The 17,827-nt window shown below is 44.3% G+C and carries 16 protein-coding genes and 1 tRNA gene; 5 read left to right on the top strand and 12 right to left on the bottom strand.

Features of this window, described 5'->3' with window-relative positions; all coding sequences use genetic code 11:
* Position 1: 1 nt before the first annotated feature.
* Together KO473_RS14645 and KO473_RS14640 are read right to left on the bottom strand one after the other, a co-directional pair.
* The gene (locus KO473_RS14645; RefSeq protein WP_005807656.1) at positions 2–244 is read right to left on the bottom strand and encodes an acyl carrier protein; all 243 of its coding nucleotides are present in this window, start codon (positions 242–244) and stop codon (positions 2–4) included.
* A gap of 13 nt (positions 245–257) precedes the next feature.
* A complete protein-coding gene (locus KO473_RS14640; protein WP_005821177.1) occupies positions 258–1,781 on the bottom strand; it encodes an amino acid adenylation domain-containing protein in 1,524 nt (507 codons plus the stop codon).
* A gap of 216 nt (positions 1,782–1,997) precedes the next feature.
* On the opposite strand from KO473_RS14640, the gene KO473_RS14635 reads away from it, so the two are divergent.
* Together KO473_RS14635 and KO473_RS14630 are read left to right on the top strand one after the other, a co-directional pair.
* Positions 1,998–2,915: a hypothetical protein gene (locus KO473_RS14635; RefSeq protein WP_005821175.1), complete on the top strand. Its 918-nt coding sequence runs from the start codon at positions 1,998–2,000 to the stop codon at positions 2,913–2,915.
* 165 nt (positions 2,916–3,080) lie between these two features.
* Positions 3,081–3,917: a glycoside hydrolase family 16 protein gene (locus KO473_RS14630; protein ID WP_005780598.1), complete on the top strand. Its 837-nt coding sequence runs from the start codon at positions 3,081–3,083 to the stop codon at positions 3,915–3,917.
* A gap of 334 nt (positions 3,918–4,251) precedes the next feature.
* On the opposite strand, the gene KO473_RS14625 is transcribed toward KO473_RS14630, so the two are convergent.
* The 9 genes from KO473_RS14625 to pheS all read right to left on the bottom strand — a co-directional run bounded on the left by KO473_RS14625 (position 4,252) and on the right by pheS (position 14,869).
* Entirely contained in the window at positions 4,252–4,761 is a 510-nt protein-coding gene (locus KO473_RS14625; protein WP_005821171.1) for a DUF3836 domain-containing protein, read from the bottom strand.
* Positions 4,762–4,979: 218 nt separating this feature from the next.
* On the bottom strand, positions 4,980–7,178 hold the full coding sequence (locus tag KO473_RS14620; protein ID WP_005821169.1) for a tetratricopeptide repeat protein: 2,199 nt from the start codon (positions 7,176–7,178) through the stop codon (positions 4,980–4,982).
* Positions 7,179–7,181: 3 nt separating this feature from the next.
* Positions 7,182–8,372 (bottom strand): DUF418 domain-containing protein, encoded by a 1,191-nt coding sequence (locus tag KO473_RS14615; RefSeq protein ID WP_005821167.1) that lies wholly within the window; start codon positions 8,370–8,372, stop codon positions 7,182–7,184.
* Between the two features lie 11 nt (positions 8,373–8,383).
* The gene (locus KO473_RS14610; protein ID WP_005807639.1) at positions 8,384–9,418 is read right to left on the bottom strand and encodes a porin; all 1,035 of its coding nucleotides are present in this window, start codon (positions 9,416–9,418) and stop codon (positions 8,384–8,386) included.
* 19 nt (positions 9,419–9,437) lie between these two features.
* Positions 9,438–10,457, bottom strand: a complete 1,020-nt coding sequence (locus KO473_RS14605; RefSeq protein WP_005821165.1) for an ABC transporter substrate-binding protein — start codon at positions 10,455–10,457, stop codon at positions 9,438–9,440.
* A 7-nt stretch (positions 10,458–10,464) separates the two neighbouring features.
* Complete coding sequence (pgk, locus tag KO473_RS14600) at positions 10,465–11,724, bottom strand: phosphoglycerate kinase (protein ID WP_005807633.1); 1,260 nt, start codon at positions 11,722–11,724, stop codon at positions 10,465–10,467.
* Between the two features lie 89 nt (positions 11,725–11,813).
* Positions 11,814–12,491, bottom strand: coding sequence for an endonuclease III (nth, locus tag KO473_RS14595; protein WP_005821162.1), 678 nt, complete (start codon positions 12,489–12,491; stop codon positions 11,814–11,816).
* A complete protein-coding gene (locus KO473_RS14590; RefSeq protein ID WP_005780580.1) occupies positions 12,488–13,681 on the bottom strand; it encodes an MFS transporter in 1,194 nt (397 codons plus the stop codon). The genes nth and KO473_RS14590 overlap by 4 nt, the downstream gene beginning before the upstream one ends.
* Before the next feature lie 168 nt (positions 13,682–13,849).
* Complete coding sequence (gene pheS, locus KO473_RS14585; RefSeq protein WP_005780578.1) at positions 13,850–14,869, bottom strand: phenylalanine--tRNA ligase subunit alpha; 1,020 nt, start codon at positions 14,867–14,869, stop codon at positions 13,850–13,852.
* Positions 14,870–15,409: 540 nt separating this feature from the next.
* Between pheS and KO473_RS14580 the strand changes: the two genes are divergently transcribed.
* A complete protein-coding gene (locus KO473_RS14580; RefSeq protein WP_232303456.1) occupies positions 15,410–16,546 on the top strand; it encodes a hypothetical protein in 1,137 nt (378 codons plus the stop codon).
* 218 nt (positions 16,547–16,764) lie between these two features.
* Here the strand turns inward: KO473_RS14580 and KO473_RS14575 are convergent.
* Positions 16,765–16,838, bottom strand: a tRNA-Ala gene (locus KO473_RS14575).
* 114 nt (positions 16,839–16,952) lie between these two features.
* On the opposite strand from KO473_RS14575, the gene KO473_RS14570 reads away from it, so the two are divergent.
* Both KO473_RS14570 and ruvC read left to right on the top strand, forming a co-directional pair.
* A complete protein-coding gene (locus tag KO473_RS14570; RefSeq protein WP_005821157.1) occupies positions 16,953–17,255 on the top strand; it encodes a DUF4286 family protein in 303 nt (100 codons plus the stop codon).
* A complete protein-coding gene (gene ruvC / locus KO473_RS14565; RefSeq protein ID WP_005780571.1) occupies positions 17,252–17,818 on the top strand; it encodes a crossover junction endodeoxyribonuclease RuvC in 567 nt (188 codons plus the stop codon). Before KO473_RS14570 ends, ruvC begins: the two co-directional genes overlap by 4 nt.
* Positions 17,819–17,827: the final 9 nt, after the last annotated feature.

Genomic DNA, 17,827 nt, shown 5'->3' with positions numbered 1-17,827 from the left:
TTTATTCCATTTTGGTTAATAAGGCACTACATAGGTCGCCGACATTCTTGAATTTAATTACTTCCCGAAAGTTGAAACGTACTCCGAAACGTTTCTCGATTTGGGCTATAATTTGCATATGGGTCAGTGAGTCCCAGCCATCTACGTCTTGAGAGGTGGATGATTCGCTGATACAGACGTTGTCCTTCTTTAAAATATCACGGAAAATGCTTTGTAGTTGTTTTAATACTTCTTCTCGGTTCATATTTATATTGTTTTTAGAGTTCCTTCTCTCTTATCAGTTCAACAATTTTTTTTCGATCTGTTTTATTGCTATTGGTTACCGGAAACTGAGGGATACAATGAATTTGTTTCGGTAACATGTATTGTGGCAGCTTTTCTTTCAGATATTCTATCAATGTGTTTTGGTCACATTCGGTCGTTTCGACTGCCAGATGCAGTTCGTTGCAAATTCCGTCACAGATTAACGGAAGGGCAGCCACGTTGCAAGGAGTCTTGAAAAACGACTGGGCAGTGTATTCTATTTCGCTTAGTTCTATTCTGAAGCCCTGTATTTTCACTTGATAGTCCTTACGGCCGCAATAAATGATATCCCCATCGTTGTCTAAAATACACAGGTCTCCGGTTCGGTAATAAATTTGTCCGTCAGGACGGTGTATTAGAGCCGATGCCGATTTTTCCGGATCATCCAGATAGCCTTTCATTACTTGCCGACCGGATACCCAAAGTTCTCCCGTCTCTCCCTGAGGCAGACCATTTCCTTCTTCGTTAACAATGATGACGCGGATACCGGGAAATGGTTTTCCGATAGCCACCATTCCGTTGTAATGCTTGCATGTACCGGAAGCCGGAATACGGTAACAGGTACAGTAAATCGTAGCCTCTGTCGGGCCGTACAGGTTGACGAACTCTGCGTTGGGTGCCGATTTTCTGAATCGTTCCAACAGTTCGGTTTGCGAAGCCTCTGCCGATACTCCCAGATATTTCAGAGCAGGCAGGCTGATTTCATCGAAATAGGGTGAAAGAAGTTGTAATAGAGAGGGGGTGACCGTGGCGAAGGTCAGCTCGTACTTCTCCAGAAGTTCGAACACCTTGAAATGCTTTACATCCTGATGGGCCACTGTATAAACGGAAGCTCCTAAAGTCAGGGGATAAAGTAATGATACGACGGATACGTCAAATGTCAGCTCAAACATTTGTAACATGCGGTCGTGTTCATCCAGGTTCCAGTTAAGGGAATCGTATGCCTGATAAAAAGTGTTCAGATTGGCACGTGTGATGGGGACTCCTTTGGGTTCGCCTGTGCTTCCCGATGTAAAAATGATATAAGCGTTTCTTTCTTCTTCCGGCGGGTAGAATTGCAGCCTTGACAATTCCGACGGTGCTTTTCCCGACAGCTTGTCTGTGTTGATTACTCTGAAGAGGTCGGTTCCGAATGCCGGGCGTTCGACATGGCTTGTGCAGAGCAAAGTATGCAATCCGGCCAGTCCGGCTATTTTGAGATTACGTTCTTCCGGGTAAGCAGGATGCAGAATGACATATGTTTTTCCACTGGCCAGTACCGCCAGAATGGCTGCGTAGGTTTCAATCCGGTTTTCCGCAATGATCCCGATTCTTTCATCTTCTATCTCTGATAGCGAATGGGCGACGGAGGCTGTTATTTTGCCAAGTTGGGCATAAGTATAATGTTTACCGTCAATGATAAATGCTTCGTTTTCGGGATAACGTTGCATGGCGGAAAGAATATCATTGGTAATATCCTTCCGGGGAGATGTTGTCATATCCATTAGTTTTTATTCATGTTTTGGGGTTAGGAATTCCTTCTATCTTCTTGAGATCATTTATTAAAAAGACAGAGAAATGAACTAATCTCCCTACGGGCAATGAATTAAAGAACGTTAATTGTGTGATAACGTATTCTTAACCTTGCTTTCCTTCTTTAATTCGTTATATTTGCATTTTATCCGAATAGGGATTTTACTAAAACTGAAAATAATATGAAACCTGTAACCTTACCCTTACTTAAAAGTCTGTACTATGTTCTCTTTGCTACGGTAGTTGTGATAGTGCTTAGCGGTTGTGAGAAAGATGATGAAAATGAAATTCGTTTTTATACCGGTAATGGTTCTGAAGAGCGTCTCCTGGGAGAAGAGGGACTCTTGATGGATGTTTTGCAAACACCGGCTATGATTTTTCTGAAAGCTGCATCCGGAGATCAGATAAAAGTCCGTTCGGAAGATACTGCGGTGGTCGACGCTACGTATAATCCGTATTACTTAGGAAAAAGATGCATTGAAGTTCGTGTGGCTGGGGTTGGAAAAACTCATATCTGTGTATCTTATCGGGGAGAAGAGCATATTATTCCGGTGGTTGTTGCGTCCCGGTCTGTGGCTTATAGCGGACAATACCGACTTGAAGGTTTCAGATGCTATCAAGGCAGTAGTAAAGGAGGTGTAGAAATCTTTCCGGAGATAGACAGTTATTGGGAAAGCCGTTTCAATAGTTCGGATGGATTTATTAAGGGTTTTCCAAATGATAAGATTGAGTTTATATCTGTTGATAAGTTGAGATTCTCTTCCGACTTTGAAGATGGTACTTCACTTTCATACGAAAAGTATTTTCAGATGCGGAATGATTCTCTTTTCATGCGTTCCCATGCCGAAAATCGTTGGGAATTTTATGGTAAGGTAAATCATAATGTCAATAGTGATCAATTACAGCTGACCTACTCAATTCATTTCTGGACTTACAGTTCGACCGGGCATTTCACTTCTTTTGGGAGGGGACATGATGGCGGCTTTATAGCCAACTATTCTGATTTTTTTTATTATTATCCTGTATTTGAAGATCTTAATCAGATGACATCTGAGAATGATGAAATAGCTTGGTGTAATGTTTCTTATAGTTTTGAATGACATAAACGACGCTCTCTTTATTGATACCTTTTATGGATTCTGGTAAGTCAGATTAGATTGTCCCTATTAAATCGTATAAAAAATCACAGAGAGTTGATGAACTAAATAAATATACAGTTTGTTATTTATCAGTAATTTTATGTTTAACTCTAAAACCTTAGTATTATGAAAAGATCTCTTGTCTTATCATGCGGTGCTGTCATGTCGGTACTTTCTTTCTATGCTTGTTCGTCTTCTGATGATTCGATGGTTACACCTCTGACAAGGTCAGATGCTGTTTCGGAAAAGATAGTTTTTCAAGATGACTTCAATCAGACAGATAGTATTCCCGACAAAACAAAATGGGGCTTGTGCAAAAAAGGTAGTCCTGCCTGGAGCAAATATTTATCCGAAAGTTATGATCAGGCTTATGTACACGATGGGAAGTTAGTACTGATTGCCGAGAAAGTGAATGGAGTATATAAGACGGGAGGGGTGCAGTCATTAGGTAAAGCAGAATTTCAATATGGTAAAATAGAGATATGTGCCCGTTTCACCAAGACGGCAAAGGGTGGATGGCCTGCCATCTGGATGATGCCTGCCAAACCCGTTTACAGTGGATGGCCTGCTTGCGGTGAAATAGATATTATGGAGCAGTTGAATCATGACGGCATTGTATATCAAACAATTCACAGCCACTACAAAAATGACTTGGGATTCACTAAGCCTGTTCCAACAAAAACAGTTCCTTACAATAAAGGGCAATTCAATGTATTTGGTATCGAGTGGACTCCCGAGTCTCTTACTTTTAAAGTGAATGGAGCTACCACTTTAGTCTATCCTAACTTACATTTGGCCGATGAGAGCGTCAAAAAGCAATGGCCGTTCGATACTTCTTTTTATTTGATTTTAAATTATGCTTTGGGCGGTGCAGGTACTTGGCCTGGTACCATAACGGATAGTGAACTGCCTGCGAAGATGGAGATAGACTGGGTAAAAGTAAGTCAACCTGTGGATCGTTAACATTGTTAATACATAATTTCCGTTTTTACTTTCCCGAATATAAACAACAAGTCTTTTGCATGCAAAAGACTTGTTGTTTGCGTTTGAAGAACCAACTTTAATACAGTGTTAAAACTAACTTTCTATACTCAGATACCAAGTGTATTTATCTGTTTGGTTATAAATGCTTTGTCTTGATTCGATGTTCTGAACTCCCAAGAGAGTCTTGGCAAAGAGGAGATGGGGATAACTACTTTTTTATCAACTTCCGGATTTAAATTCTTTCTCTTTGATGTTCTGGTTTCTTTGATTATGTTACCTGAGTTTTCCGTATCTGTGAAATCCGGAATCTCCATTAACGGGTTGTTGCATAAATGTTCTCGTAAATGGGTACTAAGGCATCTTTCTCCAATATCCATTGGTTGGTGCGGGAGTTCATTTTGTATGCGTATTGGGCTATCAGTTGGTTATTACTGTTGGTGATGTATATATATTTTTCTGATGGGCTAAATGATTCTTTTTCTTTATTCCATACAGAATACTCTACCGAAGTTTCTGTTTCATACCGGGAGACAACCGTCAAAGATTCTTTTTCCCATGCGTTTTTAAATACATTCCATGTATAGGTGGATTTCACCGTTCTCTGATGGTCGGTATCGTAGCTGTATTTATGCATTTTTACCGGACTGAGTATGCCTGAAACAGGATTGTCCATAGAATATATTTCACGGCAGACGAGTCTTCCCTTCTCCATCGTATCGTTATGGACAAACTGTTTACCGTTGTTTGTTGCACAAGCAAATCCACATACCGAAACTAATGCTGCAGAGGCTAATACTCTTTTGAAAAATGTAATTGTTTTCATATCCTTTATTATTTAATTAGTTTATATCTTTCTTTGTTTGTTAGACGTTGTTACTTGAATTTAAGTTGCACGGGTATACAATCTTTTTTCAGATTATTTTCTGTAGAGTAAGAATCAATAGGTATGCCAGAATTTAGAAGCTTCATTATTAATAGATTATAAAAAAAACAGGGTGTCCACAATCGGACACCCTGTTCGTTTTTTCTTTCTTGTTTGTTTTAAATCAGATCGAGAACCAATGGAATATCATCGGGGGTAATACCTTTTCCTATGATGATATCCTCGTCCTTGCGGAACATCTCAAGGAACTGCTCTTTACTGCCATAGAGTTCTGCGGCTTTGGAGTAGAAAGGCACGGCTTTCTCTATATCTCCCAATGACCATGCCACATGACCGGCATTCAGGTAGTCTACCGGCATCGGCTTTTGGGCAATCACTTTATCATAGTACTTCATGGCTTGTTCACGTTTTCCTGTCATGAACGAACACCAACCGATGGCACGCCATGCTTTGATGCAATCACTTTCCAGGAAATCGAGTTTGAAGAAGTAGTTCAGTGCTTCTTCGTAATTCCATGTCTCTGCCAGGCAATTGCCAATATAGAAAATTACTTTAGTGTCTTCCGGCAATACTTCTTCCACTTTTCGGTAATATTCCAAAGCTTTGCGGAATTGTCGGTCGAGACGATAACAAATGGCTAAATGGCGATTAGTCCATAAGTTGTTCGGTTTGAGGGTATCTGCTTTCCGATAGGCTTCGATGGCTTGTGTATATCGTTTCAGTTTTTGCAGAGAGTAGCCCTGCTTTTGGTAAACTTCAGCTTCATTCTCTCGTGGGACCATGTAGGCGACTTTGTCATAGGCTTCGGCTGCTTTTTCCCAGTGCTCTTTTCTGAAGTGAAAGTTGGCTAAAGCCAGCAGAGCATCCGGGTTGAACAACATGTCTTCCAATGCCGGATTGCTGTACAGGCAGATGGCCTCTTTGAACAAGTCGCGAAATTCCTGTCTTCGCATATTCAATTTGAAGAAGCGGTATAAGTCGTGCAGATATTGGTTACTTACCGTATCGGGGCGTTCGGAAAATTTCTTCAGTGTTTCGGCTTTCGACTGATCTGCCAATTCTTCCATTTGTTGTTCCGTGAGCTGGCTCAACATCATGTCACGCTGTGATTGCGGTAATTGCTGCATGGTGAAGAACAGCGAATACTTGTCACTGTTACAGAAGAAACCCGACTGCAGGATGATTTCCAACAGACTTCCTCCTTCTGTTTCCCGGTTACGAAACTCTTTAATGACAGCCGATTGTTGTCTGTCGAAAGGATAGAACCAATTGGAGATTTCTCTGAAGAACGGATAGCTTTTAAGTTGTGCAAATGTGCTCATATATACATCGGCACCTTCCAGTTGCAATTCGTTCATTTCACGCAACTTGTCACCCAGTCCGGATTTCTCTATAGCATCGGCCCAGTCGGGATTGGTGTCATCTTTCTCTTCATCGGACTCTTCGAAACCAAACTTCATGTTGCGCATGGGAGACATGCTTTTCAGCATTTCGGGAATGATTTCCTCACGCATTTTTTTGTCGATTTTCTCCGTTTCCTGACTGAGAAGTATTTGGATATGTACGCGTAGCAGTTCTTTTTCGAATGCGGTTTCTTCCATCAGTGCCGTGATACGTAAATTGATTTCCGGATAGAAATCGATACGTGGTGAATAGGCATGGAGAATAAAAGCGATTCCTACCAGAGCCCGCTGGCTGATCTGTACATTGGGGTGACGGTAAGCATCTATCAGCCACAGAAGTTTTCGGAGATCGAAACATTCCATCAGACTAAGGGTAACGGCACTTGTAAAAAGGCAAAGATCGTTCACCGGAAGTAACTCGGACTGAAGCATGGATTGTGCAGTTGTACTTTCTTCCGTACTCCAGTTGCTATTGGTCCAAGTTTGCAGGAACAGAATCCGCAGATTATCTTCGTGACGTTTCAAAACTTCATCCATGTTTTGATCCGAAATGAATCCGCTTACGGCCAGGTCATCATTGAACGATTCAAGCGTGTGTATCAGCATCTCCAGGGTAAGGGGAGAAAGTTCCTCAGTACGTCGCGTACGATATTGATGATAATAATGGCTTGATACGCTGTCGAGTAGTGTAATACGTGCCTGATCGGTGATTTCAAGAGTATCGGCCAGCAATCTTTGATATAATTTCTTACGCTCCGGGTCTTCTACCCCCTGGCGCATGTATTGCAGCATATAGTTGTACGAAGTCTGTATCTGCTCCAGGCGGGTACGGAGCGACCATTCCGGACACTTCCAGAGGAATGATTCCAGTTGAGTCAGCGCCTCCTTCAGTCGTTTTTGTCCGATCAGGCGGAGGATGTATTGATATTGTTCGTTGATAAGTTGTTCGTTCATAATTTACTTTCGTTTATTGTTTCCAATCCAAGTGAGGCGTTTCCATAGGCCTTCGAAGGGACCATGTTTAAAGTGACCGAGCCACCAGGAACAGAAGGCCATTTGAAGAAGTACAAAAAGAATGCCAAAAAAGAAACTGTAAGTAATTCCTAAGAAACGTCCCAATTCAAACCCCCAGTGGTAGAAAAGAAGTGAGCCAATGACGGATTGTCCGATGTAGTTTGTCAGACTCATCTTGCCATACGAGGTGAAACGCATCAGGAATCTGCGGTCTTTGACACGGTAGAAAGTGATAAGCAGTCCGCTGACCAGCAATACCATGAAGCTGAGGTTGCTCAAAGAGCTTATGATCAGTTGCAAGGGAATCAGGAGGGCATCGCGCGTGATGAATCCCGGCAGCATGTTATTCAGACCATATAATGGAAAGAAACATAAGAGTGACATACCTAATGCTTTGAGCCAGCGTTGTTCGTTCTGTTCGCTATAAAGGAATAGTCCCTTACGTCCCACCAGCATACCGAAGAGGAAGAGGGCAGGCGTTTGCAGAATGCGTCCGTGCTCCAATGCCCAAGTCAGGTTGGCAAGTTGCCCTTCCCAGAGGTTCATGCGGATCGTTTCAAGGAAGGTACCGTTTTTCTGCACGTCGAAAGCAATCCCGAAGTAGTGGGAAGCCAGGCTGGGACCGGGTACATAATCCGGGTTGCAGAGAGCATAGATCACTTTGAACCAATCTATCGGTTGCAGGATAAGCAGGGTAGCGAAGATGGTTACACTGCGGCTACCGAGGCGACAGAACAGAGGGAGTATCAGACCGAGCATGGCATACATCGTCAGTATTTCACCTGTAAAAAAAGCAGCGTTGAACTGTCCGATGATGAACAGTAGCACCATCCGCCAGATGAACCGGAGGCGAAAATCTTTACCACGGCGTTGTTGGTTGTTATCCTGAATATAGAAACTGAAGCCGAACAGCAGGGCAAATACGGCATAAGCTTTGTTGCTGAAGACAAAAAAGAGCCCGTTCCAGATAGCTCTGTCGGTAAACTTCATCCATTCGCCGGGGATGGCATCCGGAAAGGAGTAGAAATTAAAATGTTCGATACTATGCAGGATGATGATCCCCATCACAGCCAGTCCTCTCAGTACATCGGCCACGTCTACACGGGCATTGGGTTCGCTGATTTTATGTTCCATTGATTATCGTTTTAGAATCTTACCTGTACCTGCGCCTGAAACAGGTTACTGTCTTTTCCCTTATTCCGGTCGCAAAAAGTATATTGTGCTTGCAGTCTGCATTTGGGATAGAACCAATATTGCAGTCCGGCTATGTAATTCGTCTGTTTTCGGCCGATGGCTTTATCTGCGTTGAAATAGTCATATGAAACTACGAGGTCGAAGTTGCGTAGGAGCCGGCAACTTCCGGTGGCATAAAAACCGTCACTTTTCACAGTTCCGTCCTTTCCCGCCAGATATTCGGAACGGAGGCTGAACGGGCTTGTCGTGATGATACCTCCTATACTCCAGCGATTTTTGGTGTAGTTTTCCCCTGCCGGGATACCGGTTATTTCCGAATCGGCGACGGCATGTCCTGTTCCTTTTATAAACGAACCGCCTACCGACAGCCATTTCAGTGGATTTACCATCAGATTGCCGATGATATCTTTTTGATTGTTTTTATCTTTGATATTGAGTCCTTGTCCGTTCATCACCGCCAGTTTGTAGTATAGCAGGTCGTTCAGTAGTCCTCCGTGGATCATCGCACCGATGTCGCGTCCCGATGTCATGCCACAAGCTACGTCACTGCCGCTTACCCCTGCCAGATAACACACAGACTGTGAGTAGCAGTTAATCAGTTCCACTGTCGTGGGTGATAATTCGTTCTCGATCGTATAAGGGACTTTAAATTCTCCGATGCGGGCTTTCAGTCCGGGTAGAATCTGATAATCGGTATAAACCTCGAGCAGCATACCTCCATTGTAAAAGTCGTACATGAAATCGCAGGTCCAACGGTCGGTGATTCGTCCGTGAGCCATGAAAATGATTCGTTTGATGTCGAATGTATTGGTTTTCTTCGCTGCATCGTCATAAGTATATCCCAGCTGCGCATATCCGGCAAGGGTGATCCGTTCTTTTAGCGTATTGACGACTTTGTTTACCGTCATACCCTCTTTTTTTTCCTGTGCATTCAGGTTGCCGCTTGCCAGTAGCAGCACAAGTGTTAATAGGAATGTGTTTTTCATCTTTACTTTGTTGTATTTATTATGGTTTGAATTGGCCGGGAATGAAGGTCGTATCTACTAAGTTTTCACCCTGATAGTTACCGGGGATTGCTCCTTTGTTCTTCAGCCAGGCAATAGCTTTTTTTATGTCGTGAGAAGACGGACACATGGCAGGTCGATAATCGGGCAAGTCCACCTGGGCAGCCACTGTTTCCGGCAGTCCGAATTCTTGTGTTAATATCTCCCCCCATTTATCCCGGGGATAAGTTTGCAGGTATTTCACGCCGAGATTGTATCCGGTGATAAACCTCCTTATTTCTTCGTTTTTTTCTTTGATGGCCTCTTCTGTGAAAGCCGTTCCGGCGGAATGTATCCCCATTTGGATTGTATTCAGCAATACTGTGTGTCCGTCGTTTACCGCGATTGCCGTTGCCGGACCGGGCAAGAAAGATGCTGTAATCTGTCCGTTTTCCAACATCATCAGCCTCAAAAAAATGTTGTTGATTTCGGGTTTGTTCGCTTCACCGGGAGTAAGACGGGCCTGTTTCATTACTTCGTCGGTGGCATACTCTATCAGGGTATTGCAAGAGATGGCAATGTTTTTCCCTTTTAGGTCTTCCGGATTCCTGACATCATATTTTTTGCTTGTTATCAGGCTAAGGCAGCCATCATTTTCCATAACCAGACGCAAACGGACTCCTTTGGTCTGTAAAAGGGCGGCACACGGATAGTCGGTGAGCATACCATCCAGTTTGCCCGATAAGAAAGCAGCGTCACGATCGGTTGCCGAGGCATAAGTGATGAAGTTGACTTTTATATCCAGCGAATCATAAACACCGTAGCGGGCGGCAATCAGATGAGGCAGTCCGTCGAAAGAAGGCATTAGTCCGAAAGTCAGAGGCTGAAGTTCGGATGACAGCGTATGTCCCTCTTTTTTGTCTGCACAGGCTGATAAAAAAAGCAGTAATATGATGCTGAAAAAGGGTTTCACTCTTGACTTTTTCCTTTTAAAAAAGGCAACTCCGTGAGGGGCTGCCTTTTCTGTTTTATAGTGATTCACTTTAGTCTTATTCCTGAATAGCGGCAATACCCGGAAGAACTTTTCCTTCGATTGCTTCAAGCAATGCTCCACCGCCGGTAGAAACATAAGATACACCGTTTGCCAGGCCGAACTTGTTGACACAAGCTACAGAGTCGCCACCGCCAACGAGTGAGAAAGCTCCGTTCTTAGTAGCTTCTACGATAGCTTCGCCTACCGAGCGTGAACCGTGAGTGAAGTTTTCGAATTCGAATACGCCTGTCGGGCCGTTCCAAAGGATAGTCTTGGAATTCTTGATCACTTCGGCAAAGATTTCTTCTGATTTAGGACCGATGTCAAGACCTTCCCATCCGTCAGGAATTTCATTCACAGGACAGAATTTAGTGTTGGCATCGTTAGAGAAAGAGTCGGCGATCTTAGCGTCAACAGCCAATACCAGATTTACACCTTTGTCTTTAGCCTTTTGCATCAGTTCGCGGGCGAGATCCAGTTTGTCATCTTCGCAGATAGACAGACCGATCTGTCCACCCATAGCTTTGGTGAAAGTATATGTCATACCGCCTGTGATGATCAGGTTGTCTACCTTGTTCAGCAGGTTTTCGATGATTTCGATCTTAGAAGACACTTTAGAACCACCCATGATGGCTGTAAACGGACGTTTGATATCGTTCAATATCTTGTCAACGGCCTTCACTTCTTTCTCCATCAAGTAACCGAACATCTTATTGTTCACATCGAAGTATTTGGCGATCAATGCCGTAGAAGCGTGTGCACGGTGAGCCGTACCGAATGCGTCGTTTACGTAGCAGTCAGCGTATGAAGCCAGTTTCTTTGTAAATTCTTTCTGGCTTTCTTTCACGGCTTTCTTGGCAGCGGCTTTTTCTTCGTCGGTTGCGTCTTCAGCCAGTCCTCTCGGTTTGCCTTCTTCCTCAGCGTAGAAACGGAGATTTTCGAGCAACAGCACTTCGCCCGGTTGTAAAGCGGCAGCTTTCACGGCAGCTTCTTCGCCCATGCAGTCGTTAGCAAACTGAACTTCAACGCCCAGCAGTTCTGACACGTGCTTAACGATATGTTTCAGAGAGAATTTGTCGGCAACGCCTTTCGGACGGCCCAGGTGAGAACCGATGATGATGCTGCCACCGTCTGCCAGAATCTTCTTTAGCGTAGGAAGTGCAGCACGGATACGAGTGTCGTCTGTAATGTTGAAGTTTTCGTCCAAGGGTACATTGAAGTCCACGCGAACGAATGCCTTTTTACCGGCAAAATTGAAATTGTCAATTGTCTGCATAATACTTTATTTATTTACTTTAAAAGTGTTAGTTTCTTTTATGATGACCGCAAAGTTAGTATTAATTTCTCTTTTTTGCTATGAAATCGTTATTTATTCTTCCTCTTCGGTGTGTCTTTGCTAACTTTATACTTCTCACAGTAATATTTACACATTAATTGCAAACCACAGGTTTCACATTTGGGTGTACGTGCCTGGCAGACATAACGTCCGTGTAGAATAAGCCAGTGGTGAGCAATGGGAATCAATTCGTTGGGGATGTTTTTCGTCAGTTCTTTTTCTACACTGAAAGGAGTCGTGCAGGCATCACCCACGAGTCCGATGCGGTGGCTCACTCGGAATACATGTGTGTCTACAGCCATGGCCGCCTTGTTGAATACGACAGACTGGATGACGTTGGCTGTTTTGCGTCCCACTCCGGGCAGTTTGATCAGTTCTTCAAGGGTACCGGGCACTTTGCTGTTAAAGTCACTCACCAGCATTCGTGCCATGCCTACCAAGTGTTTTGACTTATTGTTAGGGTAAGAGACACTGCGGATGTACTCGAATATCACTTCCGGAGTAGTAGCGGCCAGTGCTTCCGGGGTGGGGAAGTCTTGATAGATTTTCGGGGTGATCATGTTCACCCGCTTGTCAGTACATTGTGCGGAGAGGATAACGGCAATCAGCAGTTCGTACGGGTTGTTGTAATGCAGTTCCGTTTCGGCTACGGGTACATTCTCCTGAAACCAGGCGATTACTTTTTCATAACGTTCTTTCTTTGTCATCTTAATTTGTTCTTATGATAATGAGGTGCGACTTTCAAGTTAAAATAGAAGGTGGAGATCACTGTCAGGCAGGCTCCGAAGAGATAGGCCATGTCAAACGAGGTAAATTGGGCGATATAGCCGCCCAGAACCAGACCGATTCCGATGCCTACATCCCACGAGGTGAGATAGGTGGAAGTGGCTGTGCCGCGTTGGCTGTTCGGAGCCAAGTTGACAAACAGCGTGTTGAAGGCTGGAAACATGGTGCCAAACCCGACTCCCAGCAGCAGTGCTACCATGAAGAAAAGCACATCGGTTAGTTCGGGATTTATCTGCATCAGTTTGTCACAGGCAGAAAGAGTGAAGAAACAAATGCACACCAGATAAAGTCCCAGAGTGATAACCTGCGTGATGTGTCCCTTGTCCACCTGCCGTCCGGAGAACATACGTGAGACGGCCATGCCTATTGCCATGAACGTAAAGAACAGACCGGAGCTGAGTGTGATTCCTATTTCTTTGGCATACATGGCTATGTAAGTGCTTGTCATGCCATAGGGGATAGATAGCAAGAGCAGGGCAACGCCGGCCGGTATACCTTTTATTAATACGAAGCGGTCAAGTGAGATTGGCTCCCGCTTGACCGGTTGCTTGACAGGAGTCTTCACCAGACATGCAGCTACAAAACCGGCTGTGCCGGAGAGGAGTGAGCAGAGGAAGATGGTTTCGAATGAACAAGTGTCGTGCATGAAAAGCCCGATCATCGGTCCGAAACTCATGGCGGTGTTGTTCATCAGTCCGTAGTAGCCTACTGCTTCTCCTCGTCGTGAAGAAGGAGTGATGTCGATTACAATGGTGTTTCCTGCTACGGTCACCATACCGAAGGCCAGTCCGTGCACTACACGGAGCATAATGAATAATGACAGTACTCCCGCCAGGATATATCCCGCGAAGACGGTTATGAACACGAAATAAGCGATCAGATAGAGCGGTTTGCGTGCCAGTGTGTCCAGTAGATAGCCTGAAAAGGGGCGAATACAGAGCGAGGCCACAGTGTAGCATGATAAAATAACGCCTACTGCCGCATTTCCGGTTTGGAAAACTTCAGTCAGATAGAAAGGCAGTACAGGCAGAATCAAGTAGAAGGCAAAGTATAAAAGGAAGTTTGCTGCCAGTATCAAGACATAACCGGGAGTGACAAGCCTATCTTTCATTATGGTTTCATAATTAACAGTTGGACGATTTGCGATTGAAGCCACTTCATCCTGTGAAGAACACGAAGTTTGAAGCGAATTAGACGATTTACTCTCTACACATCTTTCTTACCTCCTTCATGTCGGGAGGTAATTTCAATTGTAAATTGTAAATCGCCTGATCGTAAATCAATATGCCGCTTCGAATTCCTTTAGGAAACGGGTATCGTTTTCGGAGAACATCCGGAGGTCCTTCACCTGATATTTCAAGTTTGTGATACGTTCGATACCCATACCTAAGGCATAGCCACTGTAGACTTTGCTGTCAATTCCGTTGGCATCAAGCACATTGGGGTCTACCATGCCGCATCCCAGGATTTCCACCCATCCGGTATGTTTGCAGAAAGGGCAACCTTTTCCGCCGCAGATGTTACAGCTGATGTCCATTTCAGCACTGGGTTCTGTGAACGGGAAGTAGGATGGACGCAGGCGGATTTTCGTATCGGCACCGAACATCTCCTGGGCGAAGAGAAGCAACACCTGTTTCAGGTCGGTGAAAGAAACGTCTTTGTCCACATACAGCGCCTCCACCTGGTGGAAGAAGCAGTGTGCACGATAGCTGATGGCTTCGTTACGGTAAACGCGTCCCGGGCAGATGATGCGGATAGGTGGTTGTGAAACTTCCATTACACGACTCTGCACCGACGAAGTGTGTGTGCGTAGTAGCACGTCGGGGTGTGATTCGATGAAGAATGTATCCTGCATGTCGCGTGCCGGATGATCTTCGGCAAAGTTAAGTGCCGAGAACACGTGCCAGTCATCTTCGATTTCCGGACCCTCGGCGATGTTGAATCCCAGACGGGCAAAGATATCGATGATTTCATTGCGTACAATGGAGAGCGGGTGACGTGTGCCCAGTTCCACAGGGTAAGCCGAACGGGTCAGGTCCAGATCGTCCTGTCCGTTGTCTTGGTTGTCGAACTGTTCTTTCAGTGCGTTGATTTTCTCTTGTGCTTTAGTTTTCAGCTCGTTGAGCCTCATGCCGACTTCTTTTTTCTGTTCGGCAGCCACGTTACGGAAATCTGCCATCAAGTCGTTGATGGCTCCTTTCTTGCTAAGGTATTTGATGCGGAGAGCTTCGAGTTCTTCGGCATTGGCAGCCTTCAAGGCTGCTACCTCTTCAAGAAGTTGATTAATCTTAGCTATCATATCTTGCGATTTATTGTTATTCGGTTTTTCTTTAAATTGCTGCAAAAGTAACAATAATATTGCAATCAAAGGAGATAGAAAGAAATAAAATGTGTCAGTCGGCTGAATTCATCACAGAGTACTTGGGGTACACAAAGGAGAAACAAAGAAGTGAAACTCTATGATAAAGGAAAAAGATGTTTCTTTGGTAATTACTTTATGACTTCTGTGGCTTTTCAGTTTTTCATTGGTGTATAATAATCAGAAGGGTAGAGATATTTTTCTTTCTTTTTTTGGTTTGTTGATACTTCAAGATAAGTTCGGGCAGTGAGTCGGTAACGTGCATGCCTTTCAATGGTTTTCCAACCGCTACCATATTGACATATATAAGAGATAAAATAAAAATAACTTTCTTTTTTTACAAATAATAGGTTGTTCTGTGAAAAATGATTATTTTAGCCGATGCGGGGGAGTGATTGGGCACGATAGCTATTCTTTTCGTCATAAGGTGAATTACGGATGCTTTGGATCTTATGTACAATCTTGCAGACCTTAAATTGTATGGATATGGCCGATTGGATGTCAGTAAAAAGTATATCTGATAAGTATGGGATCAGCGAATCGCGGGTGCTCGGATGGATACGGGAGTGTGAGATAACCTCTTCGACTGTGGGTAGCGTGGTGTTGATTGACGACGAGAGTGTACAGAGATTGATCGGAAACGAGAAGCGGTTGGCGCGCCTGACCACTAATTACGAACAACTTTGTGGGAAGTTTGAACGGCGCATCGAGGCGGAACTTGAGAAGGACGAAGATGCCGCGCTTAAGATGCGCCTCTTTGATGACTTTGCGCCCATCGTGCGCCGGATATTGTCTATGGTGGTGGGTGGCTTGAGTACCGAAGAGCAAAAACTGTTTAATAGTGCCTTTGCCGCCTCTCCTCTTTCAAAGGTAGCCGCCAGAATGAGATTCGATTCTGTATGCGAATACATCAAGGAATTCAGGAAGGTGTTGAGTGATCTGCCCGCAAGTACAAACGAAATCATCAATGGGCTTCAATCAGAACTTTCCAGAAGTCGGAAGAGCGTTGAGTGGTTCAAGAAGCAACAGATGGAAGAGTGGCAAATGATAGAAGCTGCGCGCAGACGTAATACTGATTTGTGGAACAGAAATGAGAGTCTGTCCAAGCAGAATAGATGCTTGGAAAAAGAGAAAGATGAATTGTCGAATCGTCTAAAAACACTGGAAGAGGTACTTGGCGGACGGGAGCGTATAAAAATAGCCGGGCCGGAAAAGGACGAAGATGCCGCAAGCTCCGGAGAAGCGCTTGTAGAGACACCGGAGGTGCCGACAGACCTACACGGCCAACGTTCTGAAGTGGGGAAATTGCAATGCTGCAAATCAAAGCTGTATGACCGGATCATTAGTTTGCGTGAAGAGGTCAGAAAAATCGAGTGGGAGATACAGCTATTGGAAAATCATTTGAAAATTATACGCAGTTGCGATTATGCCGGAATAGTCCTTGAAGTTTGGATTAAAAGGAATTTTGAGAAAAAGGTGAAGGTCTCTATACAAGAAGTGGTAACAGGAGTGGAAGCAGAGACCACGACACATACAGACTCAGAGGTTGCATCGGTGGAAGGAAAAAAGAAAGAAGATGGCTTTTGGCATAAACTTCGTTTCCGGTTTGGTCATTAATTGTGTAGTTGCTCTTTTTTCCCTTGATCCTCAGTTCCGAATAAAACGAAAACTTTTCGTGTTGTAGAGATAGGGGAGAGGCTATCGAGTGTGGGAGGAACATTGGTCCATGATCTGTGGCAAACTGATGTAGAACCGGATAAAAAACAAAATGGGGAAGTCCTCACGGATTTCCCCATTTTAATGATGAAATATTTACTATTTTTATTAATTGGGTGTGGAGAGTATCGGACTCGAACCGATCACCTTAACACTGCCAGTGTTACGCTCTAGCCAGATGAGCTAACCCCCCGTTGTTTTCATGATAACGTTTGCGAACGTTTATCTGTTTTGATGCGGCAAATATAATGCATTATTCTGAAATAATTGCTATGTTTGCGGAAATAATCATCAAAAGATAAAAAATATGCTGATATACAATACCACTTTTCAGGTGGATGACGAGGTTCATGACAATTTCCTGATCTGGATCAAAGAAAGTTATATCCCTGAAGTAGAGAAACACGGAGTACTCCGTGCACCACGTATCTGCCGTGTGTTGAGCCATCGTGACGAGGGCACTTCTTATTCACTCCAATGGGAGGTGGATAATTCCAGCCTTTTGCATCGCTGGCATCAGGAACAAGGTGCACGGCTTAACCAAGAGTTGGTAAAGATATTCAAGGATAAAGTAGTCGGATTTCCGACATTGATGGAGGTACTGGAGTGATTCAGCCGGTTAAAGAGAAGATTATTCTGGGCATCGATCCCGGTACAACGATCATGGGATACGGAGTGCTGCGTGTCCGGGGGACTAAGCCGGAGATGATTGCTATGGGGATTATCGACCTGCGTAAATTCGGCGATCATTACCTTAAACTGCGCCATATACATGAACGGGTACTGAGCATCATTGAAAGCTACTTGCCGGATGAACTGGCGATTGAAGCCCCTTTCTTCGGGAAAAACGTGCAGTCTATGCTGAAACTCGGACGTGCACAAGGAGTGGCAATGGCTGCCGCGCTGAGTCGAGATATTCCTATTACCGAATATGCTCCGCTTAAAATAAAAATGGCTATTACCGGTAACGGGCAGGCTTCAAAAGAGCAAGTGGCCGACATGCTGCAACGCATGCTGCATTTTGCCAAAGAAGACATGCCTGTCTTTATGGATGCTACCGACGGACTGGCAGCTGCCTATTGTCATTTCCTGCAGATGGGGCGTCCTGTGATGGAGAAAGGGTATAGCGGTTGGAAAGATTTTATAGCCAAGAACCCGGAAAGGGTGAAGTAGCCGCGGGCT

The sequence above is a fragment of the Bacteroides sp. HF-4919 genome, assembly GCF_018860125.1.
This window is presented reverse-complemented; position numbering and strand designations above follow the sequence as displayed.

Excerpts from the sequence above, each read along its gene's own strand:
- KO473_RS14645 (WP_005807656.1), bottom strand. The coding sequence starts at position 244 with ATGAACCGAGAAGAAGTATTAAAACAACTACAAAGCATTTTCCGTGAT.
- KO473_RS14640 (WP_005821177.1), bottom strand. The coding sequence starts at position 1,781 with ATGACAACATCTCCCCGGAAGGATATTACCAATGATATTCTTTCCGCC.
- KO473_RS14635 (WP_005821175.1), top strand. The coding sequence starts at position 1,998 with ATGAAACCTGTAACCTTACCCTTACTTAAAAGTCTGTACTATGTTCTC.
- KO473_RS14630 (WP_005780598.1), top strand. The coding sequence starts at position 3,081 with ATGAAAAGATCTCTTGTCTTATCATGCGGTGCTGTCATGTCGGTACTT.
- KO473_RS14625 (WP_005821171.1), bottom strand. The coding sequence starts at position 4,761 with ATGAAAACAATTACATTTTTCAAAAGAGTATTAGCCTCTGCAGCATTA.
- KO473_RS14620 (WP_005821169.1), bottom strand. The coding sequence starts at position 7,178 with ATGAACGAACAACTTATCAACGAACAATATCAATACATCCTCCGCCTG.
- KO473_RS14615 (WP_005821167.1), bottom strand. The coding sequence starts at position 8,372 with ATGGAACATAAAATCAGCGAACCCAATGCCCGTGTAGACGTGGCCGAT.
- KO473_RS14610 (WP_005807639.1), bottom strand. The coding sequence starts at position 9,418 with ATGAAAAACACATTCCTATTAACACTTGTGCTGCTACTGGCAAGCGGC.
- pgk (WP_005807633.1), bottom strand. The coding sequence starts at position 11,724 with ATGCAGACAATTGACAATTTCAATTTTGCCGGTAAAAAGGCATTCGTT.
- nth (WP_005821162.1), bottom strand. The coding sequence starts at position 12,491 with ATGACAAAGAAAGAACGTTATGAAAAAGTAATCGCCTGGTTTCAGGAG.
- KO473_RS14590 (WP_005780580.1), bottom strand. The coding sequence starts at position 13,681 with ATGAAAGATAGGCTTGTCACTCCCGGTTATGTCTTGATACTGGCAGCA.
- pheS (WP_005780578.1), bottom strand. The coding sequence starts at position 14,869 with ATGATAGCTAAGATTAATCAACTTCTTGAAGAGGTAGCAGCCTTGAAG.
- KO473_RS14580 (WP_232303456.1), top strand. The coding sequence starts at position 15,410 with ATGGATATGGCCGATTGGATGTCAGTAAAAAGTATATCTGATAAGTAT.
- KO473_RS14570 (WP_005821157.1), top strand. The coding sequence starts at position 16,953 with ATGCTGATATACAATACCACTTTTCAGGTGGATGACGAGGTTCATGAC.